This is a genomic window from Thalassospira sp. B30-1 (assembly GCF_015767575.1).
GTDB lineage: Bacteria > Pseudomonadota > Alphaproteobacteria > Rhodospirillales > Thalassospiraceae > Thalassospira > Thalassospira xiamenensis.
Genome location: NZ_CP065232.1, coordinates 1,917,141 through 1,937,325, shown reverse-complemented (window position 1 = coordinate 1,937,325; position 20,185 = coordinate 1,917,141). Strand labels below are relative to the sequence as shown.

Sequence of the window (20,185 nt, the reverse complement as noted above, 5' to 3'; positions counted from 1 at the left end):
TCACCCCCTGATCACGTCATTCCAGTCTTTTCCGGCAGGCGGGAAAATCACCCGCGACCGGTATCCGATATTTGAAAATTTGCGCCGTGCGCGCTCGAACAGGCACCGGGCGGCAACCGGATCCTTGCTGTCATTATCGGCCAGAACCGATATGTCGCGCACTTCCCTCCCGCCATGCCAGCATTTCATCACCCCATGGCGGGCGATATCCCGGCTGCGACATCATCGGCTCTTTCGATGGATAGCGCCGCTTTGGCACGTCGCGCCGCGGCTTGCCCTCGCCCAGCCCGTGACCGGCAAGATTGTCAAGACTGTAGGCCGCAACAAACCCCCAATCAGGCCGCCGGATCATCCATGTCAGGGCATTTTCAATGCCCTCCGCCACCCCCATATGTGCCCGCAATGGGGTCAGGTAAATGCCGCACCCGCTGATATGCCCGATGGCGGTGCGCACCTTTTTGGATGGCAACACCTCGCCCGTATCCGGGCAGATAACCTCCGCCTTGCCGCTGCCATCCGCGCGCAAATAGGTCATATGCAGCCCGGCAAAGCTGCGATCAGGCATCAGCATCACCGCCACCATCACCGGGAAATGACCGATGATCTTGCCGTCATGCCAGTACGGATAATCATTCAGGCACCCGATTGTCGGGATTTCCACCCCCGGCCAGCATTTGCGCGACCGCAGATAGGTTTCGACGGCACTGCCCCCCATCGGGGTGCGGGCGGCAAAGATATTGCGCAATTTCACCGCATCGCTTTGCTTGGCCCTGGCCTGTTCCCGGTCACGGTGTTCCGCCTGTTCGCGCGATTGCCGGGCCAACCTTTCGCGGGCAATCGGGTCATCGATCCCGGCATCGGCCGCCAGAATCCGGATCGCCTCGACCGGCTTGATATTGCGGATTTCGGCATAAAACCCGATCAGATCACCCGACCAGCCACACCCGAAACAATGGATAATCCCCTTGCGGTCATTGACCGTAAAGCTGCCCGATTTTTCGGTATGGAACGGGCACAAACCGACCCGCTCCACCCCATGACGTTTCAGCTTGACAAACGGCTCCACCACCTCGGACGGCCGATACCGCGCCTTGATCGCATCGGCCATATCCGAAAGGGTGTGTTTGATATCATTTGCCATGCCGCGCCCACCAATGACGCCACATTTCAACAATCTGCATCCACCCAAGCATTAACGATATGCGGATCGACCAAAACAGGACGATCAGAAGCGGAACCGCCAAGGCAAACAAGATGATGTCTGGCATCACATCCGCTCCGATGCTTCGCGTCCGGTCAGGGCACAGATATACAGAAGACCAATCGACGCAACGACCGGCCGCAAATCGCCCGAAATCAGGCCCGCCCAGAACAGCATTATTCCCATAATGCCACCCATGAAACAGAAGCCGAAAACGACGAACCAGAAAGCCTCAATTAGGCGCTTTGCCATCACGCACCCCCAAACAACGCTTCAATGAAGGGCGCGGCATGGACCACGCGAATGCGTGCCCGTGCCGCCAGACAAAGCGCGCTGCAATCCCCGCTGATGAAAAGTCCATCGCCGTCAAGCCATTCCTGCGCCTTTTCATCCTCGCCCGCCATCGCCAGCAAGGTGCCGATCTGCGGATGATTGAAAAGCGCGCGTTCGGTGTCGCTATGCGTCTCGCAATAGCTGATAAACACCGATGCCGTTTCGAACCCGATGGACTGCGCCATCATGTCGAAATCTGCCTGATCAAGATTTGCCATCACGCACCCCCTTTCACAACCTTGGCTGTTGACCATTCAACCGTATAGGTCGTTACGACCTTCATCGGCAGATCGCAATGCGGGCAATTGGTTTCGTATTCATCGCCTTCACCCCGATAATCTTCCATTTCCGGGTGACTTTCCTTGCCGCAATTCGGGCATTTCAGGCAATCGCGCCACTCGCTATCGTCATGGTCGTCGCTGTCATAACCGGCAATAAGTTCCGCCTTGTTTTTCAGGTCGCACGGCTCGCACAGGAACCCGCCATGCGTGCCCCATGGGATTTCCGCAAGCTGGCTGCGCGGCGTGCCGCATTGATCACAAACATCGTGCTTTTCGCATCGGTGAGAAAAGATACCGGGCGGTGTGTCATCGCATACCCAGCACTCTGATTTTTTGGCAGTATCAACCACGATAATCACCCTCCCAAACAACGCGCCCGATGACGACCCCGACGGGGATCAGCCATTTGACGCCGGAATCATAAATCTTGCAGCGGTCAAACCATGTCTTGATCGGCGGATCGCCAAGGATGGTCACAACCTGCGGGCCTTCGCCATCCTCGACCCGGATCACGACCGCACGTTCACCGCGCCGGGGCTCGGCATCGCGTGTGTCGACAATCACCTGCCGCCCCTCGATCACAAACAATGCCTGCCCCTCGGTCAGGCGCGGCATTTCGCCCCGTGCCGATGGCAGGGCGGGCGGCGCGGCATGTGCAGACGGCAGATGCGGCGTGATCGATGCCATGACCTGCCGCGTGACCTCCGCCACGATCCGGCGGCGCTGATCGGCGTCATCCACCTTCGCACCGGGTGCGGGCGCAAGCCCTTCCAGCACATCCAGAACCCAGCGCCGGAAATCCTTCGCCCGTGGCGTCTTGGCCAGCATGGCAATCAATTGCGCCCCGCGCGGGCTGTAAATTCGGTGATTGGTCGGGGCGATATGTCCCCTCCCGGTCAATTTGACCGTGAGGGACATGGCATCGGTAAATTCGTCTTTATGGCGACGGTAAAGCTTGCCGATTTCATCGGCAGAGGCATACCCCAAAGCCCGCGCAATGTCGGGGCCGGTCAGCCACGGCACCCCGTCACGGTCGATAATTGAAAGTTCGGTATTCTGGAAAGTCAGTGTCGCGGGCAGATCGCGCGCGGAATCATGCTTGGTCATGTCAAAGCCCTCTGGTCGGCGTTTCACAACACCACCAACGAGGCTTTTCAGGACCGCGCTGGTGGCGGGAGGCTGAAAACCTGTCCAGAGGCAGGCGCGGATACTTTCCCCTTTCGGGTCTTGTATGGCACCGCCCTCCCGCCCTAAGCGAGAAGCTGCGCCCGGAATCCGGGCACAAAAATAGCCGTAACTGACGTGACGGCTAACCGTCTGGAACAGGGAGATTTCAGGCCCCCACAACGGATTTTTCCCGTTGATGGGCGTTACCTTACGCCCCCTGCCCGCGACAGTCAATATTGATGGCTGGGTCATGCCGCACCCGCCAAAGGGTCGCTGACCGTTACATTGGAAAACAACCGCGCATCACCTTCTATCCGCTTGCGGGCAATTTCGGCATATTCCGGGTTCAGTTCGATCATGATGGCATTGCGTTTGAGACGGTCCGCCACAAGGCCGGTGGTGCCTGCCCCGCCAAACGGGTCCAGCACAGTGCCCCCTTCGGGGCATCCGGCAAGGATGCAGGGCTCGATCAGGGCCGGTGGATAGGTCGCGAAATGCGCCTCTTTGAACCCCTGCGTTGCCACGGTCCACACACTGCGTTTGTTGCGCTTGGCGATATCCCACTGCCCGTCATCACGATCCGGGCGATGGGTGCCCATATTCTGCCCGACATGGGAAACACCGCGCTTTGAGCCTTCGCGCTTGAAACTGTCACGAGATCCGCGCGGCTGCACATTGCCCGACACATTGCGCTTTCCACCATTGGTATTGTCAAAGGTTGCGCCGCCAACATAGGCACCACCCCGGAAACTGGCGGCGTTACCCTTGCCGGTCAGGTTTGCGTCATCCTTGATCGCCTCGTGATCAAAGTGATATCGATCCTGCTTGGTCAGCAGAAAGATATATTCATGCGACTTTGTGCAGCGATCCGTTACCGATTCCGGCATCGGGTTCGGCTTTGACCAGATGATGTCCTGGCGCAGATACCAGCCATCATCCTGCAGGGCTAAAGCGAGACGCCAAGGGATACCCATCAGGTCCTTTGGCTTGAAATTTTCGGCGTCGCGCTTGACGCCACGGACCGACAATGACCCCGAGTTGGATTTTTGCTTGATATGCGGCGAATGGCCCGGACTTCCACCCCTGCCGCCGCCAGCGTAACTATCGCCGATATTGATCCAGACGGTGCCGTCATCTCGCAAAACGCGGCGGACATCGCGGAATACCTCGACCATCGCGGCAAGGAATTCTGCCGGCGTCGCTTCCAGACCGATCTGCCCGTCACAGCCATAATCACGCAGACCGAAATAAGGCGGGCTGGTGACACAGGTATGCACCGACTGATCAGGCAGTTCCGCCAGCAGGGCGCGACAATCACCAATCAGGATTTCAACCGTCATCACCAACCCCCGACCCTGCGCAGCAACAGGATACGAACCCCTGTTGACCGGACCGTCACCGTGGCGACATGCGCGAAATCGGGACGGCCGGAGAAATCCAGCAGCGGACCGAACAGGACCGGCATCAGGATGCAGCCGCCAAAATCACCGGGCAGATGCAGCACACGCGGGCTATAGGCAATCGGATATCTGGACATCACACCCTCACCGCCCGGTCATGGGCTTCATTGAGTTTACCAGTATAAGCGCGCAGATCCGGCATCGTGCAGGCGGTTTCGCCCGGCCTGAATTCTGCCGTATCGACCGCGCAAAGCGGGCAGCACAGAACGCTGTAGCCCTGCGTGGAAACATGCATGACCCGCGCCATGTCATGTTCCGCACAGTGATAGGGATTGGCGGTCTTAACGGGGATCGGCATCGCATCCATCCTCGTCAATCGGGCGCGACAGCGGCGCACAGACCGCAATCACGCACCACAGACCCGCCAGCGCCAAAAGGGCAAATGCGCGTTTCATTGGACCCACCCGAACGTAAAAGCCAGAAGGAACAGAACCGACAGCACCACAGCGATATTGCCAAGGCGCTCAAACCGGGCGCGCCAACGGCGGCGGGCAAAGCGGGCATGATCATATTTCATTTGCCCCGTCCCCTGCCTTGGCCGCCAGACGGTCCAGCCGCTCGATCTCTGCCACGATCAGCGCACCAGCCTTGACAAGATCGCGGCGGCGGTTGGTGGGTTTGAACCATTCCGGTGACCATGGCCAGTCGAAAGGCGGAAGGAAACTGGCGCCCTGTGAACGCGCCACTTCGGGACTAACCGCATCGGCGGCACAGAACGCGTAAACAGAAGCAGCCCGCGCCAATTCACCCATTTTATGGGTATCATCATGCTCAGGCGTCCACCCTTCGCCACTGATCTGGCGCTGGCGTTCTGCGGCGATTTCTTCAAGTGCTTGATTGCTCATGATTTTAATCCTTCCTGTTCGGCAAGCCATTGCTTGGCCAGTTCGTTGTCAAGCGCGGCGGCGTGATCGTCCCCGTCATACGGGGCGACGACCGCAAAGCAGATGATATCGATCAGACGTTCGAAATCATGCGCGACGATATCTCGATTGCAGCGTTGCGCCATTTCGACAGCCGCCTCATATGACGGCATCGCCATCACATCATCGGGGCCGATCACATGGACGCACCATTTGATCTGATTGGCCTTGGCGCTGATGCGCTCAGTCCATTTTTCGGGGATGGCAGGCACCGACTCACTGGTGTTGTGCTGCATATATTTTGCAAGCTGTTCGCGCTTGCTTGCATTACCAACATCAACATCCGTAATACGGATCATCCCGGCTTCGAGCAGCTTACTGACCATGCACTTGAAATCACCGATTTCGTGCGCCAGCCGCTGTGCATTGTCGAACGGCTGGCCCGGCTGCGTTTCATCCAGACCAAACCGCAACGCCTTGGAAGCCCGCTGCGCAACCTCGCAGCATTCCTCCATCAGGATCACCAGCAATTCACGCTGGTAATTAGTCAAAGGCGCGCCAGGGGATATGAACTGATCAGGCTTTGCCATCACGCAACCCTCAATTTCTGCCCGTCGGGCAGGGGGACAAAGGCACCGGCGACCGGCGTGCGCGGGTTGGCAACCCGGTAATCGGTCAGGATCGGGCTTTTGCCCTCGGCATCGAACCAGGCGGAACGCTTGCGCCCCCGTTCCGACCACACCACCAGCCAGCCATGTTCACCGCGCAGATCGACCGCGCTGCCCGCTTCCAGCACCATCATCGCATCATGATGGCTGGCCCCGGAAATGCCGGTCTGCCCCGGTTCATACAGAACGATGATGTCCCTGTGATAAGCGACGCGCTCGTAAGTCCGGCGCACCGCGAAGCCCGCAACCGTCAGGTCATAGACGATGGCATTGACGATATCGGCGGGCCGGCGGTTTTCGTTGGCGACCTCGCCAAGTGTGACCGCCATGATTTCGGCGAATGTTTCAGCACGCCCCATCACACACCCCCGACCGTATCAAACGATGAGCGGGTGCGGCGGTTGTCATTTGCCGCCTGGCAATGCTCCGCCAGCGAGAATTTGGCACCGGGATAAGGCAGCCGCAAATCATGCAACTCCGCCTTTTCCAGCACCGCATTGGCAAGATCAACCATCGCGGGCACGGATATCACCGCGCCGGAAACCCGGCAGGCATGACGGTCATTGAGATATTCCGCCCGCCGGTCGATTGCGGTGCGCAGCACATTCAATGCCTTTTCGTGCGGCGGCTGGGCGGAATGCCTGCTTGCCGCAATCCGCAACAGCCCGATCAGGTCAAGCGGGCTGGTCACCGGACGCGGTGCGGATCCGCGCGCGGCGGCTGATTCGATATCGGTCACGGGATTTGTCATGTCGTCACCCTCGCATGAACAGAAATGGATCGAAGACCGGACAGCACACCAAGCGGACAACAAGGTTTTGACACATCAAACGCCGCCCGGCCTTCTATTGCCGCAAGCCCCACCCGGAACCGGGTAAGGGGCTTTTGGCTGTAAAAGTGTTCCGGACTGCTACACGATGGCCTCCTTTGGCTGGGGTACTTGTGCTTTCAAAATAATGCCCGACTTACTGGCACCCTCTTGGCCTGCAGGCTTTCACCCCAAAACCCCGACCCTGCCGTCAGGCGCGGGTAACGGGGTTGGGTCCGGTCGCGAGTGCGGAGAGCTTGGAGGCGGCACTCCACCGGATGACGGGGTTATTTCTGCATCAGGGTACTGTCCGTCTGATCCCTGTCGGGTCCTGTTGATGGCACTACCAAACCACCAACGCCCCACCCGCCGGGCCTTACAAAAGTGTCGTTTCCGCCTGATTATCGTTGCGGCAATTCACCACCCGCGAACCAGGGGCGGGCAGGAACAGATCAAGGTTATCCATCGAAGGTTTCGCCAGCAGATCATGCAGGGTTTCCGCACGCGTCCAGTCCCGATCCCAGCCGAACCACGCGCATTCCATCGTCGGGCGCCCCAGCCCAAGGAAATCGGGCCGCCAGGTCAGTTCAAGCTTCCATTTCGGGCGATGACGGCGATACAGCCCCTGCCGGTTTTCCGCGTGCCAGTATGTCGATTTCAGCAAAAGCCACATTTCCCCGACATGCATGCGCATCGCATGTTCGATGAACTGCGCGGGATGGTTCGCGTCATAGGCCGGATTGGTGATGATGATCGATCCGCGCGGCCGCATGACCGACAGGAAATTGACCCCTCCCGTGCCATAACCCCGATCAATCAGATCCGTCCCGATCACCTTGCAGCCATGGCTTTCCATCACCCGCGCCGGAACGCCATCACCGCATTCCGGGTCCCAGATGCGTTTGCCCTTAAGGTGCGGCATCCGGCGAAACAGCGCCTCGAATACTTCGGGCGGCGTCGGATAGAAATCATCCTGCTGGCGCAACCGGTCGCCCGTGATCCCCGTCCGTCCACCAACCATCGCCGCACCAAGGGATGTCATGCCTCAATCCCCCGATAATCCGGCAGCCACTGAAACAGGCCGCATTGCTTGACCCGCGCGATCACCTTGCCCAGCATCTTGTGGGCCGATGGCTCGACCGCATCGCATTCATCGCCATGCAACCGGTCAAGATGGGCGGCGATATCGGCCAGAACGCGGGCGAAATCCGTGGTGAACATCGGCTGGTCGGCATGGGTATCGACCCATTTGACCAGCAGCAGAAACACCATCATAACCTTGATCGATTGCCAGCCGCCCGCATTCCTGTCGAACATCGGTTCAAGGGCGGCCATGACCGCATTGTTGGCTTCGCGCTTGAAGTCCGACCACTGACCGGGCAGCATCAGATCGGCCCAAAGATCAAGATCGCGCTTCATCGCATCGATCACCGCGCGATTATCCGCATCGTCCTGGTCATAGGAACAATAGATCGACCACACCAGCCACGGGAAAAACGCCTTTTCGGCGCAATCCATGACATTGATGCGCTGCGGCCGCTTGGCCTCCACCACCACCGGCAGGTCACGCCGACGGCCGCCAAAACCGATCTGTTGCGATATCCCCGGCAACGCCTTGGTCGCGCGCGGCAGCGCATCATTGGCCGGAACCGGCACATGCGGCACATGCGCCAGGGGAAGGACGGGTTTCTTGATGGCGGTCATGGCTTTGCCCTTTCCGCCCGCTTGATGGCCTGCACCAGTCGAATGCTGGGCGCGCCATCCGGGTTGGCCTTGGCATTGCGGGCCGCCGCCGACGGCGACATGCTGTAAAGCGCCTGAAACAGCCCGTCCGGCGTCATGCCGCACATCGCCTCTTTCGGGGCCTTGCCATATACATCCAGAAGGAAAGCCCGCGCGGCATCGACCAGTTCTGTCTGCGGATCGGTTTTGACGCGCTGGCTCATGACCGGTCCTCCGCTTTGGCGATGGCGGCACGTGCCACCCTTATCGCCGCATAGAGCAGCCCTCGGATTGCCGGGTCACTGGCGCCGATCAAATCTGCTTCATCGGCAGCACCGATTGCTTTAAACGCATCCAGCAATTCATCCCGCTGTGCGCGTAGCTGACTTGGCGTAAGACCGGTTTCATTGGCGACATTGAAGGCTTCTGCGATCAGATACAGATTTTCAGTTGCTTCAAGCGCCGGCATCCATGCCTGCTTTGATATCTTGCAAATGATCTTTGGATGCCCGCCGCCGACATAGTTATCGTTTGATTTGTGACCGGATGAGTCACGGAAATTTGTAATTACTTTGGTCAGGCATGCGCCTACCTGGACGGGTGCCTTGGTAAAGTTCCCGTTGCTCATGCCGCACCCCCGGCCCGCTTGGATCGCGACGCAGGGAATGCGTGAACATTGCTGATGACCGCGACGGCATTCTGCAGGGTTTCCAGCAAGTGGATCATCGCCTCAAGGTCCTGTTTGGCCTCGCGATGGTCAAGGATGCCATCGGCCATATGCTGCGAATGTTGTGCAAGAACCTCCGCGGCATGCGCCATCGCCTGATGAATGGTGACAGCACCGGGCGAAAGCTTTTCCGCCTTGCCAAGCCCGGCCAGCGCAAGGATTTCATTGGAAAACGTGGCGGGCAGAAAATTTGCAATCGTCAGGAAATTGACCATGCCCGGCAGGCTTTCACCATCGCGATAACATTCAAGCGTCCGGGGCTTGATCACACCACCCTTTGACAAAGCCTTAAGCGTGATCGCCTTGTTTTCCGCATCATAGGTGCCGACATGGCGGCGGAACGCGCCGGTAAAAACCGACTGTACCGCTTCATGGGCAATTGGGGGTGTATTCGCCATAAAACAATTTCCCGTTGTATGAGAACTTAAATGCTGTCGGTAGCCCGCTAGGCCGCCTTGGTCTGATCGTCACCCCGGTCGGCCTTGGCGGCCGACGGGGCACCGGTATCATTCGCCGCCATCATGAAATCGGCGGGGATAACGGCCTCAAATTTGCGAATTGTATTGGCGGTCGGGTTCCATTCCGGGCTGTCAATCTTGCGAATTGCGGCCTCATTGACACCAGCCATCGTGGCCAGTCGATAAATCGCAAAGCCCTTGTGATGCCGCCATGCCCGGATACGGTTCAGATTTGCATCAATCGACATTGTTCACTGCCTTTTCTTCTGATGATGAACCCAACATATTCGGCATTTATAACTATTGTCAACGATAATTCGTACTATTTGCCGATAACAATGCGAACCTGTTGCGCGCACAATGCCGAAAACCAAGAAACAGCAGGACATTTGGAGCAGGAGAAAATGACAGATCCGATTGAAGACCAGCGCCAAAGCTTCAACAGATGGCTGGAAAGAACCGGGCAAAGCACACTGGCGGTAGCCAAACGCGCGGGCATTAATGAATCGGCATTGCGACATTACAAGAACGGCAAAACCCGTGACCTGCGCATGGAAAACAAACTCAAAATCGCGCAGACGCAGCACGCCAAACTGTCTGATATTTTCGGGGAAACCGCGCAACGATTTTCGTCGCCGCCGCCCGCAAGCATTGCCGCATCATCGGGCGTACCATCGGCAGAACCGCCAATGTTTGGCGGTGCGGTTCCCGTGGTCGGCAGGGCGCAAAACGGGCGGGTGATCGCCACAATCTTTCCGATTGCCTATGTCGAGGCACCGCAGAACATGACACTGTCCGGCAATGTCTATGCCGTAAGGGTCGCCAACACACTTAACATGCCCCGACTGAGAATGCGCGAAACCGTTTTATGTTCGCCCGATGACCCCGTAGCACCGGGCGACGATGCAGCCATCCATGACACCGACGGCGAAATACACCTGATGCGGTGCCTTGAAAACAGCCACGAACACGGTTTCACCGGCACGATTTACAGCAACGAAGGCAAAAAGATCACAATACCAGCCGACGCCATCGTCAACGTCGCCCGCATTGTCGCCATCTATCCGGCGTAAAAGGTCGGATTCCCCGACCTTTTACTAGCTCAACAGATAGTCAAGATCGGATATTCCGACACTGAGCGCAGTTTTCTGCCGTTATTATTCGTTATTTTATCCTAATTAATCGTTGACAATTACGAATATTAACGACACCCTTTGCCCGTTCAATACAGCAAAGGGCGCTTTTGCGATGAATGCACAACTTCAAGCCTTCAATGACAACTCCGCTACCACACTGTCTTACAACGGGGCGGCGATTCGGGTTAATGACGACAAACTGAACCTGACAGATATGTGGCGCGCTGCGGACAGCGACCCATCCCGTAAACCGGCGGAATGGCTTCGTTCGGCAGATGCGCAAAAATTCTGCTTGTTCTTGGCTGACAGTTTAAATGTGGAAATTTCCCACCTTTTAGAGATCGGCAAGGGCAGAACCGGAACGACGGCAGCCCACTGGCAGGTCGGCATGGCCTATGCCAAGTACCTGTCGCCGGAATTCCATATGTGGTGCAACACCGTTGTTCGCGAACGGATGGAAGGCACCACCACCAGCCCGACCGACATCCACCAGCAGCTTAATGATCCGACCGCATTGCGCGGCCTGCTTCTGACCTATTCCGAAAAGGTCATCGCACTCGAACATCAGATCGAGGAAGCCAAACCAAAGCTGGATGCACTCGACCGCATCGCGCAGGCCGATGGCACCATGTGCATCACCAACGCCGCCAAGGTCCTGCAAATGCGGCCCAAGGACCTGTTTGCATGGCTGGCGCAGAATGGCTGGACCTATAAGCGGCCCGGCTCCGCCACATGGCTTGGCTATCAGTCCAAAACCGCGCAGGGCCTTCTGGAACACAAGACGACAACGGTCTGGCGCGGCGACGGTTCGGAAAAGGTGACCGAACAGGTACGCATCACGGCCAAGGGCCTGACCCGCCTTGCCACCATCATCAAACCCGCCATTGCGGAGGTCAAATGACCCGCACTCCCTTCAATTTTGAGGGGAGCACCGGCTCAAAATTGCGCCGGTGGTGATCTTCGACACACCCATATCACTCGGCTCAATTTTGAGCTCAGTGACATTTGCCCATAAGGCAAAAGGAACCAACCATGAAACTCTCAAACGAAATCCGTAACGACATCATTGAAGCCCTGATCAAGCACCGCTTCACTGCCGATCAGGAAGCCATCGACCAGATGGAAACGACCCTCGCCGACAAACTCTATTGTGACTATTACGGCAAGGCGACGCGCAAACAGATGGAAAGCATGCCGGACGGCGCATTGCCGGTCACGCGCGACACCTTTGTCAACTTCGCCGGGTGCCGGGACACGTTGAAATTTTCCAGCGAACGGCGCTGCTTCTATATCGACCGCTATAGCGGATCGACCATGCGCAGCACAGCGTACGACGCGCAACACGCCTTTACCCTTGAATGGACCGCACTGGAAAACGCCCGCAAGGATTTGAAGGAACGCAAAGCGCAGGCAGCAGCCAAGGCCGAAGCCGTTTTGAAAAGCGTTGGCAGCACCAAACGCCTGCTTGAAATCTGGCCAGAGGTCGAACCCTTCCTGCCGCCGGAACCGGCCAAGGCTCAACTCCCCGCGACCATCACCCAGGACCTTAACAAGGCGCTGGACCTGCCGGTCGCCAAAGCCGCCTGACCTGAAAGGAACCCCCATGTTCAAACCAAGTGAAACCGCCTATCAGGTCGCGCGCCAGAACTTTCTGGCCTACGCGGCGGCCCATGAACAGGGTTGCGCATCCGATGAAGACCGCGCAACCGCCCGCGAACAGCTTGCCAGAACCGACTGGCTGGCCGCCGTGATCGATCAGCTTGATTGCCTGCGCAATCATCAGGATCAAGTGTCTGATCGCAACGCGCATACCCGTGCGCTGCGCGATTTCTTTGCCATGGTGGATGCAAAGCCTGCAGATGAGTATCGCGGCAGGCTGATAACCCACAACGCCACCCGCTGGCGCAAACAGATCGCCGAATGCGGCGCTGGCTTCAACCCGCTTCTGATCGCGTCAGATATCATCGTACTGCAGAAGAAGATCGATCACCTGCTGTTCGATCACGAGATATTCAGGGCCCATCAGATCCGCGATTGCACGCTGTCGCGCATCGCCTTCTGTGTCGAAACTGCGCGCAGCGTTGGCGGCTGTGAGCCAGCCGAAACCGTGCATATCGCCTGGTGCGCCGAACACAAACCGGGATCAACCCGCATGGATGCCCTGATCGGCCCCTATGCCACCCTGTTTTACGCCACCCGCATCGCCAACGCGATGAACCGCGCCATTGGCATCACCCAGCCCCACGCAACCGAACTGACCGGCAACAGCCTCCGCATGGCCCGGCTGATTGCGGCGGCGTGAAAGGAACCATCATGACCAAAATAGAATGGACCCAGCGACCCGACACCAAGGGCGAGACGTGGAACCCTATCCGGGCGCAGAACAAGTCAACCGGTGGAACCGGACATTTCTGCACCAAAGTCAGCGCAGGCTGCCAGAACTGTTACGCCGCCGACTTCCAGAAGCGGTTCAAAAACCCGGTGCGCTATGCCGCACAGGATGCCGATCAGGTCGAAATCTTCCTTGACGCTATCGTGGTCCGGCAGCCTTTGATGTGGAAAAAACCGCGCACGATCTTTGTGTGCAGCATGACGGACCTGTTTTACGAGGGACACGAGGAATCGTGGATAGATGATATCTTTGCCATCGCCGCACTGTGCCCGCAGCACACATTCATCGTCCTCACGAAACGGATCGAAGCAGCCCGGCAATACATGACATCCATCGGTAATGGCCCCGGCCATGATCGGCTTGAATGGGATGGTTTCCGTGATGCCATGATAGAAGGTGCAGCCCAACGTATCCACTTTGACAGAACCGGCGAAGATCCTTCCGTGTGGCTGGCGGTGCATCTTCCACTGCCCAACGTCTGGATCGGCACCAGTGTCGAGGATCAGGCAACAGCCATTGAACGCATTCCTACCCTGCTGAAAACACCGGCAGCGGTGCGGTTCATCAGCGCGGAACCGCTCCTTGGCCCGGTGGAACTGGATAACCTTATCATTGCCGATCTCCCGACCGGCGAATGGAGTTTCAATTGCCTCGATAACGAAGGTCTCGATATCGAAGATGACGAAGCCTTCAGGGGCGCAACCATCGACTGGGTCATCTGCGGCGGCGAAAGCGGACACAACGCCCGACCGATGCACCCGGTCTGGGCACGATCTTTGCGCGATCAGTGCAAGGCGGCAAGCGTGCCGTTCTTCTTTAAGCAGTGGGGCGCATGGAAAGACTGTTCGCACCTTGAATTTCCGGGCGTCAAAGGTGCTTCCGCTGACCATATCTTTCTGCCTTCCGGCGAGGTGCTCGGCGTTGGCGTTCGGAAGCATGGCTTGGGCTATGTCGAAACAGACTGGAAAGAGCGCGGCGGCGCATGGATGTGTAACGTCGGCAAAAAAGCCGCCGGACGCCTGCTTGACGGCGTCGAGCACAACGCCTTTCCAACTGTATCCGCCAACGAAAACCGGACCGCCGAAAGCGCACTGGTGAAATCCGGCACCTTCGCCGCATGAACCCGATACTGCCCCTTGCCAAATTCACCGCCTGCGCCCTGATCGCCGTCGTGATCGGGCAGCAGGCCGCAAGGATCAGCCAGTCAGAAAAGGAACCGACCCCATGGTTACCAAGCTTGAACCATTCACCGTCCACGCATCGGCCTTTAGCGCCGATCAGCTTGCCGCCCTTCAACAAGCCGCCAACGACACCACCCCCGGCCCGATCAGCTTCCGCACCCCCGATGATGTCCTGCTTTGCGCGGGCCGCGCCCGTGCGGCAAAAATCCTTGCCGACCATGCCGACCACACCCTGCCGACCATTGGCGAACGGCTTAACGTCGTGGTGATGGACCCGGCGGGCCACCCGCACCAGCATCGCGGCATGATCCGACCGGCCACCTGCGTTGCCGCCCTTCCCGGCGGTCGCATCCTGGTCGATTTCCAGTTCCACGCCACCACCAAAGACCGCGAAAGCGCATGGGTCGAACTCTCCCAATGCACTTTCCCGGACCGGCTTGAACGGGGGAATGCGTGATGGCCTATGCATCGATTAGCGATAGAACGGATGGCGGAAAAATCCGTATATCCGCACACAAATATAAAACTGAAACAAAGGTTTTTATAAATGTTCCGGCAACGGTAGATATCCATTTCGATAGCAGGATTTACCTGTCTATCACAGCGGAAGAAGCCGAAGAACTCGTTTCCAGACTACCCGCCGCGATAGCCGAAGCCCGCGAACTTGACGCGGCGGCGACTGCCCCGGAGGAAGCAGCATGACAACCCTGCGCGTACTCGTGGGATGCGAGTTTACCGGCACCGTGCGCCGGGCGTTTGCCGCCCGCGGGCACGACGCATGGTCATGCGACCTGCTACCGGCCGAGGATCGGTCGAACAAACATATCACCGGCGACATTCGCGATATCCTGGCAGACGGATGGGACTTGCTGATTGTCGCCCACCCGCCTTGCACACGCCTTTGCCGCGCCGGGCGGCGCTGGCTGTCAGGCGAGGGTTTCATGACCCCACCCAAAAAACTCCCTGCCGGGCGCACATGGGACAGCATGAAACAGGAATTCAAGGACGGGGTTGACCTGTTCACGGCCTGCTGGCGCGCGCCGGTTGATCGCATCGCGATCGAGAACCCGGAAATGCACGACATAGCAAAGGCCCACATGCCCAATGACCTGCCCGCCCCGCAGATGGTGCAGCCCCACCATTTCGGGCACCCGGAATATAAAAACACCGGCTGGTATCTCAAAAACCTGCCGTGCCTGACACCGACCCACAAACTGCCCGAACCCCAACGCGGCAGCGACGAATGGAAAAAATGGTGCCGGGTCCACCGGATGCCACCCGGCCCGGAACGGGCAAAGGAACGCAGCCGGTTCTTCCCCGGCATGGCCGACGCCTGCGCCGACCAATGGGGCGGCTGGGCACTTGAAAGCATTGCGGCATGACTCCGCGGGCCAATCATTAAGGAGCACTGAGGAATGAAAACCGAAACGAAAATACTGTATCACAGCCTGGAAGCCGCAAGCCTGCGGCAGGTCACCGGCTGGGTCAGTTCCACCGGCCGCTTTTATGGCAATGACGAACGAACCGCCCGATACGACGGCTGCACCCACAAGCTTTGCGAGGAATGCGGCGAACACGAGCACCAGCGCAACTGGACATGCTGCGATGAATGCCGGGCAAAGCACGCGGAACAACGCTACAACGCGATGCCTTTTGCCGAATGGGACGGCGGCATGGTCTATTCCCAAACGCTCGATCGGTTCTTTAATGATGAAGAGGAACTGCGCGAACATCTGGCCGACAATGACGACCTGCAGGCCGAAGCCCTGCGGCTGGTCATCTGTGAACCGGAATATGCACCCATCATTGATATCGATGAAATGTGGCAAGATTACCTGCCCGAAGACATGTATCTGTCGGATGTCGCACCGGAACTGGCCGACGCGATCGCCAAGGTCAATGACATTCTGACCGAAACAAAACCGGTCCTGTCTTGGCGACCGGGCAGCTACCGCACGGCACTTGCGGCCAGCGTTGAAGAAAGCAGCGCCGCATGACATTCTTGACCGCGCAAATCGATGGGCGTAACATTCCCGCCGTCATGGACGCATCCATGGCCGGGATTGGCGTCCCGTCTGTCACAAGGCGCTCGAACCGCGCCACACTTGCGCGGTTTTCTTATGGTCGGGCGTGTGGGAGCACCTTCGGGTGCGCCATTCCTTGTGATGGTAACGCCAATCCTGCACGTCCGATCACCAGAGATTGGCGTCTCTGTGATCGGGTTAACCCGACACACAAGGAGGTCGCCATGAGCGGACCAACCAACGCCCGGACTCTGTCCATATCCGATCTTGATACATCAATCACCAAGGACGAACCGCGCATCTGTGCCCGACATCTGGGCGAGTCACTCGGCTTTGACCGACCGCGTAAAATCCGCGATCTGATCGAACGAAACCTTGAAGAATTAAACACTTACGGACCAACGCCCCACCGTGGGGCGATGGTTCGCATCGGGTCGGGCGCACAACGAAACGTGCAGGAATACTGGCTGAATGAAGAACAGGCCCTGCTGATCTGCATGTTCGCCAGAACCACCCGTGCGCAAGCCGTCCGACGCGAAGTGATCACCGTCTTTACCGCATGGCGGCAAAACCGCATGCCAATCGTGATCCCGGCACGGCACAATCGCCCATGGCACCCGACGCGGGCGGAAATGCAGCAGATCAATTCCCGCGCCAGCGAACTGTTGCAGGTCCATTTCCACCCGGTGCGCGACATGATCATCGCCCAGATGAAACAGGACCGCGACAACGGCATCATCCGCGCCCCGCGCGATTACGGCATCCGCCACCTGCCTGCCGCCAATGACCAGCCTGATCCGGATCATGCGGTTTTCGTGATCGATGGGCAGACGATCACCGCCGATTGCACCGCCACCACATACCAGCCCGGCGACCGCGTGGTTGCCATCAATACCGAGGATGGCAGCGGCCCCGACATTTTCACCATCGCCGAAACCGCCATCCCCAAAATCTGGTTTGACAGATGCCACCTTGCCAATCCGTTAAATTCGCGTGACCTTATACGACCGGTCGTTGTTGTGATCGGCACAATTGTCAAGGAAGGTTGCAATGAAAAAACACGGATGGATGGCGATCACCGCAGTGATCATCGGGGGATTGACCATGACGGCATGTGAAAGCACGGACCGCCACAACCACACCCGTTTCACCCCGGTCAGCGATACCGAATTTGTTTGGGATGGCACCGTTCTTCTTGGTTACTCCGATGAAGATCGGGAACGGTGGATGCGCGAAGATGTTGCCCGCTATGGCATGTGCCCGAACGGGTTTGATGAAATTGACCGGCGCGTCTATTCACAAAGCGACAGCGTCCTGTCCCCGGATCGTCTCCTGATCCGCGGGCGATGCAAACAAGGGGGATAATGTGACCATCGCGATCACCATGAAAGGTGCGCGGCGCATTGATACGGGCGAGCCGATAACGCTTGCCCGTATCGACAATGCGTTGGCTATACTCGCCCGCATCATGCGTGATCAGGGCGATCTGTTTGACGACGGGCAATTGATGGCGCTGGCCAAGAAGCTCTATGACGAACGCAACCGCATCAGCCAGCCCGCTGCACTGGAAAGCCTGATGTCCGATCTGATGAAGTCGGCATAAGCGATATCTTCAAAAGCCAGTCGCGCTTTTGCGCCAGTGACGGCCCCGCCCCGTATTTCTCACGATGAAACTTGTGCCCCATCAGGGCTGCGGCAATTTTGTCCGGGGCCTCGACCGCGGTTAACCGATCCTCGAAGCAATGCCGCAGCGAATACAGGCTTTGCCTGCCATGCTCAAACGCATGATGATCGCGCAGGAACTTGTTCACCGCATTGGAAAACCCGGTATTGTTGCCAAGATATCGCACGATCCCGCCCGCATTGATCAATGCCGCCGCCGCGGGCAATGCCCCGCCAACCAGCGGTATCTGCCGTTCTGATGGTTCGTTCTTAAGCTGCCGGATCCGGTTCGGGCTGATCTGGATATAGGGCACCTTGCCATCAAGCCGGATATCTTCGGGCAGCAATCCGCATATCTCGCTGGGCCGCGCCCCGGTTTCGGCAAGGATCGCAGTAATCAGCCGCGCCTCATCATTAATCCCGGCCATGATTGCAATCGGCGACAACACCACATCATAGGCCCATTGCGCCGATACGGTCGCGCCGCGCTTTTTGCCGCCGGCCTTTTTGGTGGCAAAGGAAATATTGACGAACGGATTCGCACGCCCGCCCAGATAGGCATCGCCAATCGTGCGGAACATGGCGCGCAGGCTGTTGAATTCCTTGTTGGCCGATTTGGCCGAAAGCCCTTCCTCGGTCATCCGCTGCGACCACCTGGCGCGAAATGCCAGCGCGTCGGCCCGCTCGATCTCCGACACCACCTTGTCGCCGATTTCATCGATCAGGCTGGCGACGGATCGCCTGTACGGACCCAGCGCCACCTTGATCTGCCGGTCGGACTTGCCAACCCGCTGATCGCGCGTCAGGCTTTCATATTCGGCAAACAGCCCCGACAGGCGCAATTGCGGCTCGGGGGCAGCGCCCAGAACGGCCGTCGTGATCCGCCGGTCATCGACCCCGTCAAGGGCTTCAAGGCGTTCGATCACCTCGCCCGCCGTCGCGTTCACTGCCAGGTCATCAGCGGTGCGATATCGCCAGCCCAGCCGCCCGGCCAGCGCACGGGCATTGGCATAACGTTCGGCAATCAGGGTCGCCTTTCCGGTCGCGCGCAGGTCATCCCAATAGGCCATGACCCGGTCATTGACCGCGCCGACACGGTCACACGCCATGTCATAACTATCGGTCTTAAGCGATATCTTGACCTCGCGCCCCAGCACGTCCTCAAGATCCGATGGCACGCGGCGACGATAGGAATATTTCACCCCGCGCCGGGTGATATATCTGCGCGCATTCTCGCCCATGAATCCCGCCCCGTGTACCAAAGTGTGTACCAAAATGTGTACCAAAACCGAAGGCGCGAGGGTATTCATACCGCGATCATACGTCAAGCGCGACGAATGCCAACCACATAAACCATTGTTTTTGTTTTGTTATTTGGTGCGGAAGAGAAAAAAGCGCCCGTCTTGGGCGCTTGTTTCACTGGCGGACAAGGAGGGATTCGAACCCTCGATGGGGCTTTTGACCCCATACTCCCTTAGCAGGGGAGCGCCTTCAGCCACTCGGCCACTTGCCCTTATCTCTCTGCTGTTCCGTGCGGAACGACGCCTTTCTTAAACATCGCATCATCCCATGTCAATGCCGGAAACAGGCGATCTGGTCGTTTTCTTTTATCAAATCGGGCGAATGAAACCACCAGCTTTTTGAAGGGCTTTGCCATTGCCTTTTGCGGTTGAGGATCAAAAGAGTCTTCAAACCATCATATTGCTGTCATCGCAGCGAAAAACTTGGCTGTCATAAGGGCACTGTAAGCTTCTTTTTCCGGTTTGAACCCGTCAGAGACAGAAAGCAGGTTAAAGCACCATGCGCACCATCTATCAGAGCACGGATGACAACGGTCATACCCTTCGCGCCCTGAAACTCAGCAAGGAAGGCCACACAAGCCCGGTCTATCTCGGTCTTGTCATTCATGATCGCGAAGTGCTGTTTCGCACCCGTGAAAACTCATCTCGTGAATTTGTCCTGCAAAAGATCAAGGAATTCGTCGCGGCCCACAGCCCGACAATGAATGCACAACCGGCCTGAGGGCCGGTTTTTTATTGCCCGGATACAGCGGCGCGGTCATTCCCGCCGGTGACACCACGCGATACGAGATCGCGCCGGGG

At 58.2% G+C, this 20,185-nt stretch carries 35 protein-coding genes and 1 tRNA gene; 13 read left to right on the top strand and 23 right to left on the bottom strand.

The features are described 5' to 3' along the window. The 21 genes from IT971_RS09335 to IT971_RS09240 form a co-directional block, all read right to left on the bottom strand. Complete coding sequence (locus IT971_RS09335; RefSeq protein ID WP_196871211.1) at window positions 1-162, bottom strand: toprim domain-containing protein; 162 nt, start codon at window positions 160-162, stop codon at window positions 1-3. Next, window positions 134-1,141, bottom strand: coding sequence for a CHC2 zinc finger domain-containing protein (locus IT971_RS09330; protein ID WP_196871210.1), 1,008 nt, complete (start codon window positions 1,139-1,141; stop codon window positions 134-136). Before IT971_RS09330 ends, IT971_RS09335 begins: the two co-directional genes overlap by 29 nt. Continuing rightward, the gene (locus IT971_RS09325; protein WP_158526654.1) at window positions 1,131-1,268 is read right to left on the bottom strand and encodes a hypothetical protein; all 138 of its coding nucleotides are present in this window, start codon (window positions 1,266-1,268) and stop codon (window positions 1,131-1,133) included. The genes IT971_RS09330 and IT971_RS09325 overlap by 11 nt, the downstream gene beginning before the upstream one ends. Further along, on the bottom strand, window positions 1,268-1,453 hold the full coding sequence (locus IT971_RS09320) for a hypothetical protein (protein WP_110252334.1): 186 nt from the start codon (window positions 1,451-1,453) through the stop codon (window positions 1,268-1,270). The genes IT971_RS09325 and IT971_RS09320 overlap by 1 nt, the downstream gene beginning before the upstream one ends. Continuing rightward, window positions 1,453-1,752: a hypothetical protein gene (locus IT971_RS09315; protein WP_110252333.1), complete on the bottom strand. Its 300-nt coding sequence runs from the start codon at window positions 1,750-1,752 to the stop codon at window positions 1,453-1,455. Before IT971_RS09315 ends, IT971_RS09320 begins: the two co-directional genes overlap by 1 nt. Beyond that, window positions 1,752-2,165, bottom strand: coding sequence for a hypothetical protein (locus tag IT971_RS09310; protein ID WP_110252332.1), 414 nt, complete (start codon window positions 2,163-2,165; stop codon window positions 1,752-1,754). Before IT971_RS09310 ends, IT971_RS09315 begins: the two co-directional genes overlap by 1 nt. Continuing rightward, window positions 2,158-2,922 (bottom strand): BRO family protein, encoded by a 765-nt coding sequence (locus tag IT971_RS09305; RefSeq protein WP_158526653.1) that lies wholly within the window; start codon window positions 2,920-2,922, stop codon window positions 2,158-2,160. Before IT971_RS09305 ends, IT971_RS09310 begins: the two co-directional genes overlap by 8 nt. Before the next feature lie 308 nt (window positions 2,923-3,230). Then, window positions 3,231-4,322, bottom strand: a complete 1,092-nt coding sequence (locus tag IT971_RS09300; RefSeq protein WP_110252330.1) for a site-specific DNA-methyltransferase — start codon at window positions 4,320-4,322, stop codon at window positions 3,231-3,233. Next, entirely contained in the window at window positions 4,322-4,519 is a 198-nt protein-coding gene (locus IT971_RS09295; protein ID WP_110252329.1) for a hypothetical protein, read from the bottom strand. The genes IT971_RS09300 and IT971_RS09295 overlap by 1 nt, the downstream gene beginning before the upstream one ends. Further along, window positions 4,519-4,740, bottom strand: coding sequence for a hypothetical protein (locus IT971_RS09290; RefSeq protein WP_146216697.1), 222 nt, complete (start codon window positions 4,738-4,740; stop codon window positions 4,519-4,521). Before IT971_RS09290 ends, IT971_RS09295 begins: the two co-directional genes overlap by 1 nt. Window positions 4,741-4,833: 93 nt before the next feature. Then, window positions 4,834-4,959: a hypothetical protein gene (locus IT971_RS22530; protein ID WP_255414984.1), complete on the bottom strand. Its 126-nt coding sequence runs from the start codon at window positions 4,957-4,959 to the stop codon at window positions 4,834-4,836. Then, window positions 4,949-5,287: a hypothetical protein gene (locus IT971_RS09285; RefSeq protein WP_071240141.1), complete on the bottom strand. Its 339-nt coding sequence runs from the start codon at window positions 5,285-5,287 to the stop codon at window positions 4,949-4,951. The genes IT971_RS22530 and IT971_RS09285 overlap by 11 nt, the downstream gene beginning before the upstream one ends. Continuing rightward, the gene (locus IT971_RS09280; protein WP_110252327.1) at window positions 5,284-5,895 is read right to left on the bottom strand and encodes a hypothetical protein; all 612 of its coding nucleotides are present in this window, start codon (window positions 5,893-5,895) and stop codon (window positions 5,284-5,286) included. Before IT971_RS09280 ends, IT971_RS09285 begins: the two co-directional genes overlap by 4 nt. Beyond that, complete coding sequence (locus IT971_RS09275) at window positions 5,895-6,332, bottom strand: hypothetical protein (RefSeq protein WP_110252326.1); 438 nt, start codon at window positions 6,330-6,332, stop codon at window positions 5,895-5,897. The genes IT971_RS09280 and IT971_RS09275 overlap by 1 nt, the downstream gene beginning before the upstream one ends. Beyond that, window positions 6,332-6,724 carry a hypothetical protein gene (locus IT971_RS09270; protein WP_110252325.1) on the bottom strand — a complete coding sequence of 131 codons (393 nt, stop codon included), beginning with the start codon at window positions 6,722-6,724 and terminating at the stop codon, window positions 6,332-6,334. Before IT971_RS09270 ends, IT971_RS09275 begins: the two co-directional genes overlap by 1 nt. A gap of 433 nt (window positions 6,725-7,157) precedes the next feature. Then, window positions 7,158-7,823 carry an SAM-dependent DNA methyltransferase gene (locus IT971_RS09265; protein ID WP_110252324.1) on the bottom strand — a complete coding sequence of 222 codons (666 nt, stop codon included), beginning with the start codon at window positions 7,821-7,823 and terminating at the stop codon, window positions 7,158-7,160. Further along, window positions 7,820-8,485 (bottom strand): hypothetical protein, encoded by a 666-nt coding sequence (locus IT971_RS09260; protein ID WP_110252323.1) that lies wholly within the window; start codon window positions 8,483-8,485, stop codon window positions 7,820-7,822. Before IT971_RS09260 ends, IT971_RS09265 begins: the two co-directional genes overlap by 4 nt. Further along, on the bottom strand, window positions 8,482-8,727 hold the full coding sequence (locus tag IT971_RS09255) for a hypothetical protein (protein ID WP_071240147.1): 246 nt from the start codon (window positions 8,725-8,727) through the stop codon (window positions 8,482-8,484). The genes IT971_RS09260 and IT971_RS09255 overlap by 4 nt, the downstream gene beginning before the upstream one ends. Beyond that, a complete protein-coding gene (locus IT971_RS09250; protein ID WP_071240148.1) occupies window positions 8,724-9,131 on the bottom strand; it encodes a hypothetical protein in 408 nt (135 codons plus the stop codon). The genes IT971_RS09255 and IT971_RS09250 overlap by 4 nt, the downstream gene beginning before the upstream one ends. Next, the gene (locus IT971_RS09245) at window positions 9,128-9,628 is read right to left on the bottom strand and encodes a hypothetical protein (protein ID WP_071240149.1); all 501 of its coding nucleotides are present in this window, start codon (window positions 9,626-9,628) and stop codon (window positions 9,128-9,130) included. Before IT971_RS09245 ends, IT971_RS09250 begins: the two co-directional genes overlap by 4 nt. Before the next feature lie 47 nt (window positions 9,629-9,675). After that, on the bottom strand, window positions 9,676-9,936 hold the full coding sequence (locus IT971_RS09240; protein WP_063092981.1) for a helix-turn-helix domain-containing protein: 261 nt from the start codon (window positions 9,934-9,936) through the stop codon (window positions 9,676-9,678). Window positions 9,937-10,092: 156 nt separating this feature from the next. On the opposite strand from IT971_RS09240, the gene IT971_RS09235 reads away from it, so the two are divergent. From IT971_RS09235 to IT971_RS09180, 12 genes are all read left to right on the top strand, one after another. Beyond that, window positions 10,093-10,761: a helix-turn-helix transcriptional regulator gene (locus IT971_RS09235; RefSeq protein WP_063092980.1), complete on the top strand. Its 669-nt coding sequence runs from the start codon at window positions 10,093-10,095 to the stop codon at window positions 10,759-10,761. Between the two features lie 175 nt (window positions 10,762-10,936). After that, window positions 10,937-11,725 carry a phage antirepressor KilAC domain-containing protein gene (locus IT971_RS09230; protein ID WP_071240150.1) on the top strand — a complete coding sequence of 263 codons (789 nt, stop codon included), beginning with the start codon at window positions 10,937-10,939 and terminating at the stop codon, window positions 11,723-11,725. Window positions 11,726-11,856: 131 nt separating this feature from the next. Further along, on the top strand, window positions 11,857-12,411 hold the full coding sequence (locus IT971_RS09225; RefSeq protein WP_110252322.1) for an Nmad5 family putative nucleotide modification protein: 555 nt from the start codon (window positions 11,857-11,859) through the stop codon (window positions 12,409-12,411). Window positions 12,412-12,427: 16 nt separating this feature from the next. Further along, the gene (locus tag IT971_RS09220; RefSeq protein WP_071240151.1) at window positions 12,428-13,126 is read left to right on the top strand and encodes a hypothetical protein; all 699 of its coding nucleotides are present in this window, start codon (window positions 12,428-12,430) and stop codon (window positions 13,124-13,126) included. Between the two features lie 11 nt (window positions 13,127-13,137). Then, window positions 13,138-14,337 (top strand): phage Gp37/Gp68 family protein, encoded by a 1,200-nt coding sequence (locus tag IT971_RS09215; RefSeq protein WP_110252375.1) that lies wholly within the window; start codon window positions 13,138-13,140, stop codon window positions 14,335-14,337. Window positions 14,338-14,440: 103 nt separating this feature from the next. Next, window positions 14,441-14,854, top strand: a complete 414-nt coding sequence (locus IT971_RS09210) for a hypothetical protein (protein WP_110252321.1) — start codon at window positions 14,441-14,443, stop codon at window positions 14,852-14,854. After that, the gene (locus IT971_RS09205; RefSeq protein WP_196871209.1) at window positions 14,854-15,099 is read left to right on the top strand and encodes a hypothetical protein; all 246 of its coding nucleotides are present in this window, start codon (window positions 14,854-14,856) and stop codon (window positions 15,097-15,099) included. The genes IT971_RS09210 and IT971_RS09205 overlap by 1 nt, the downstream gene beginning before the upstream one ends. Next, entirely contained in the window at window positions 15,096-15,779 is a 684-nt protein-coding gene (locus tag IT971_RS09200; RefSeq protein WP_110252319.1) for a hypothetical protein, read from the top strand. The genes IT971_RS09205 and IT971_RS09200 overlap by 4 nt, the downstream gene beginning before the upstream one ends. 33 nt (window positions 15,780-15,812) lie before the next feature. After that, the gene (locus IT971_RS09195) at window positions 15,813-16,394 is read left to right on the top strand and encodes a hypothetical protein (RefSeq protein WP_110252318.1); all 582 of its coding nucleotides are present in this window, start codon (window positions 15,813-15,815) and stop codon (window positions 16,392-16,394) included. Window positions 16,395-16,645: 251 nt separating this feature from the next. After that, a complete protein-coding gene (locus IT971_RS09190; RefSeq protein ID WP_110252317.1) occupies window positions 16,646-17,539 on the top strand; it encodes a hypothetical protein in 894 nt (297 codons plus the stop codon). Further along, complete coding sequence (locus tag IT971_RS09185; protein WP_158526652.1) at window positions 17,526-17,786, top strand: hypothetical protein; 261 nt, start codon at window positions 17,526-17,528, stop codon at window positions 17,784-17,786. The genes IT971_RS09190 and IT971_RS09185 overlap by 14 nt, the downstream gene beginning before the upstream one ends. A gap of 1 nt (window position 17,787) precedes the next feature. Further along, window positions 17,788-18,024 (top strand): hypothetical protein, encoded by a 237-nt coding sequence (locus IT971_RS09180; protein WP_110252315.1) that lies wholly within the window; start codon window positions 17,788-17,790, stop codon window positions 18,022-18,024. Here IT971_RS09180 and IT971_RS09175 read toward each other — a convergent pair. Together IT971_RS09175 and IT971_RS09170 are read right to left on the bottom strand one after the other, a co-directional pair. After that, entirely contained in the window at window positions 17,969-19,324 is a 1,356-nt protein-coding gene (locus tag IT971_RS09175) for a DUF6538 domain-containing protein (RefSeq protein ID WP_196871208.1), read from the bottom strand. The two genes, IT971_RS09180 and IT971_RS09175, sit on opposite strands and share 56 nt — an antisense overlap. 179 nt (window positions 19,325-19,503) lie before the next feature. Further along, a tRNA-Ser gene (locus IT971_RS09170) sits at window positions 19,504-19,596 on the bottom strand. Window positions 19,597-19,883: 287 nt separating this feature from the next. Here IT971_RS09170 and IT971_RS09165 point away from each other — a divergent pair. Beyond that, the gene (locus tag IT971_RS09165) at window positions 19,884-20,105 is read left to right on the top strand and encodes a hypothetical protein (RefSeq protein WP_007089886.1); all 222 of its coding nucleotides are present in this window, start codon (window positions 19,884-19,886) and stop codon (window positions 20,103-20,105) included. The last annotated feature ends 80 nt before the right edge of the window (window positions 20,106-20,185 follow it).

Bases quoted from the DNA above. Each gene is read 5' to 3' on its own strand.
- IT971_RS09330 (WP_196871210.1), bottom strand. From the start codon at position 1,141: ATGGCAAATGATATCAAACACACCCTTTCGGATATGGCCGATGCGATC.
- IT971_RS09325 (WP_158526654.1), bottom strand. From the start codon at position 1,268: ATGCCAGACATCATCTTGTTTGCCTTGGCGGTTCCGCTTCTGATCGTC.
- IT971_RS09320 (WP_110252334.1), bottom strand. From the start codon at position 1,453: ATGGCAAAGCGCCTAATTGAGGCTTTCTGGTTCGTCGTTTTCGGCTTC.
- IT971_RS09315 (WP_110252333.1), bottom strand. From the start codon at position 1,752: ATGGCAAATCTTGATCAGGCAGATTTCGACATGATGGCGCAGTCCATC.
- IT971_RS09305 (WP_158526653.1), bottom strand. From the start codon at position 2,922: ATGACCAAGCATGATTCCGCGCGCGATCTGCCCGCGACACTGACTTTC.
- IT971_RS09300 (WP_110252330.1), bottom strand. From the start codon at position 4,322: ATGACGGTTGAAATCCTGATTGGTGATTGTCGCGCCCTGCTGGCGGAA.
- IT971_RS09295 (WP_110252329.1), bottom strand. From the start codon at position 4,519: ATGTCCAGATATCCGATTGCCTATAGCCCGCGTGTGCTGCATCTGCCC.
- IT971_RS09290 (WP_146216697.1), bottom strand. From the start codon at position 4,740: ATGCCGATCCCCGTTAAGACCGCCAATCCCTATCACTGTGCGGAACAT.
- IT971_RS22530 (WP_255414984.1), bottom strand. From the start codon at position 4,959: ATGAAATATGATCATGCCCGCTTTGCCCGCCGCCGTTGGCGCGCCCGG.
- IT971_RS09285 (WP_071240141.1), bottom strand. From the start codon at position 5,287: ATGAGCAATCAAGCACTTGAAGAAATCGCCGCAGAACGCCAGCGCCAG.
- IT971_RS09280 (WP_110252327.1), bottom strand. From the start codon at position 5,895: ATGGCAAAGCCTGATCAGTTCATATCCCCTGGCGCGCCTTTGACTAAT.
- IT971_RS09275 (WP_110252326.1), bottom strand. From the start codon at position 6,332: ATGGGGCGTGCTGAAACATTCGCCGAAATCATGGCGGTCACACTTGGC.
- IT971_RS09270 (WP_110252325.1), bottom strand. From the start codon at position 6,724: ATGACAAATCCCGTGACCGATATCGAATCAGCCGCCGCGCGCGGATCC.
- IT971_RS09265 (WP_110252324.1), bottom strand. From the start codon at position 7,823: ATGACATCCCTTGGTGCGGCGATGGTTGGTGGACGGACGGGGATCACG.
- IT971_RS09260 (WP_110252323.1), bottom strand. From the start codon at position 8,485: ATGACCGCCATCAAGAAACCCGTCCTTCCCCTGGCGCATGTGCCGCAT.
- IT971_RS09255 (WP_071240147.1), bottom strand. From the start codon at position 8,727: ATGAGCCAGCGCGTCAAAACCGATCCGCAGACAGAACTGGTCGATGCC.
- IT971_RS09250 (WP_071240148.1), bottom strand. From the start codon at position 9,131: ATGAGCAACGGGAACTTTACCAAGGCACCCGTCCAGGTAGGCGCATGC.
- IT971_RS09245 (WP_071240149.1), bottom strand. From the start codon at position 9,628: ATGGCGAATACACCCCCAATTGCCCATGAAGCGGTACAGTCGGTTTTT.
- IT971_RS09240 (WP_063092981.1), bottom strand. From the start codon at position 9,936: ATGTCGATTGATGCAAATCTGAACCGTATCCGGGCATGGCGGCATCAC.
- IT971_RS09235 (WP_063092980.1), top strand. From the start codon at position 10,093: ATGACAGATCCGATTGAAGACCAGCGCCAAAGCTTCAACAGATGGCTG.
- IT971_RS09230 (WP_071240150.1), top strand. From the start codon at position 10,937: ATGAATGCACAACTTCAAGCCTTCAATGACAACTCCGCTACCACACTG.
- IT971_RS09225 (WP_110252322.1), top strand. From the start codon at position 11,857: ATGAAACTCTCAAACGAAATCCGTAACGACATCATTGAAGCCCTGATC.
- IT971_RS09220 (WP_071240151.1), top strand. From the start codon at position 12,428: ATGTTCAAACCAAGTGAAACCGCCTATCAGGTCGCGCGCCAGAACTTT.
- IT971_RS09215 (WP_110252375.1), top strand. From the start codon at position 13,138: ATGACCAAAATAGAATGGACCCAGCGACCCGACACCAAGGGCGAGACG.
- IT971_RS09210 (WP_110252321.1), top strand. From the start codon at position 14,441: ATGGTTACCAAGCTTGAACCATTCACCGTCCACGCATCGGCCTTTAGC.
- IT971_RS09205 (WP_196871209.1), top strand. From the start codon at position 14,854: ATGGCCTATGCATCGATTAGCGATAGAACGGATGGCGGAAAAATCCGT.
- IT971_RS09200 (WP_110252319.1), top strand. From the start codon at position 15,096: ATGACAACCCTGCGCGTACTCGTGGGATGCGAGTTTACCGGCACCGTG.
- IT971_RS09195 (WP_110252318.1), top strand. From the start codon at position 15,813: ATGAAAACCGAAACGAAAATACTGTATCACAGCCTGGAAGCCGCAAGC.
- IT971_RS09190 (WP_110252317.1), top strand. From the start codon at position 16,646: ATGAGCGGACCAACCAACGCCCGGACTCTGTCCATATCCGATCTTGAT.
- IT971_RS09185 (WP_158526652.1), top strand. From the start codon at position 17,526: ATGACGGCATGTGAAAGCACGGACCGCCACAACCACACCCGTTTCACC.
- IT971_RS09175 (WP_196871208.1), bottom strand. From the start codon at position 19,324: ATGGGCGAGAATGCGCGCAGATATATCACCCGGCGCGGGGTGAAATAT.
- IT971_RS09165 (WP_007089886.1), top strand. From the start codon at position 19,884: ATGCGCACCATCTATCAGAGCACGGATGACAACGGTCATACCCTTCGC.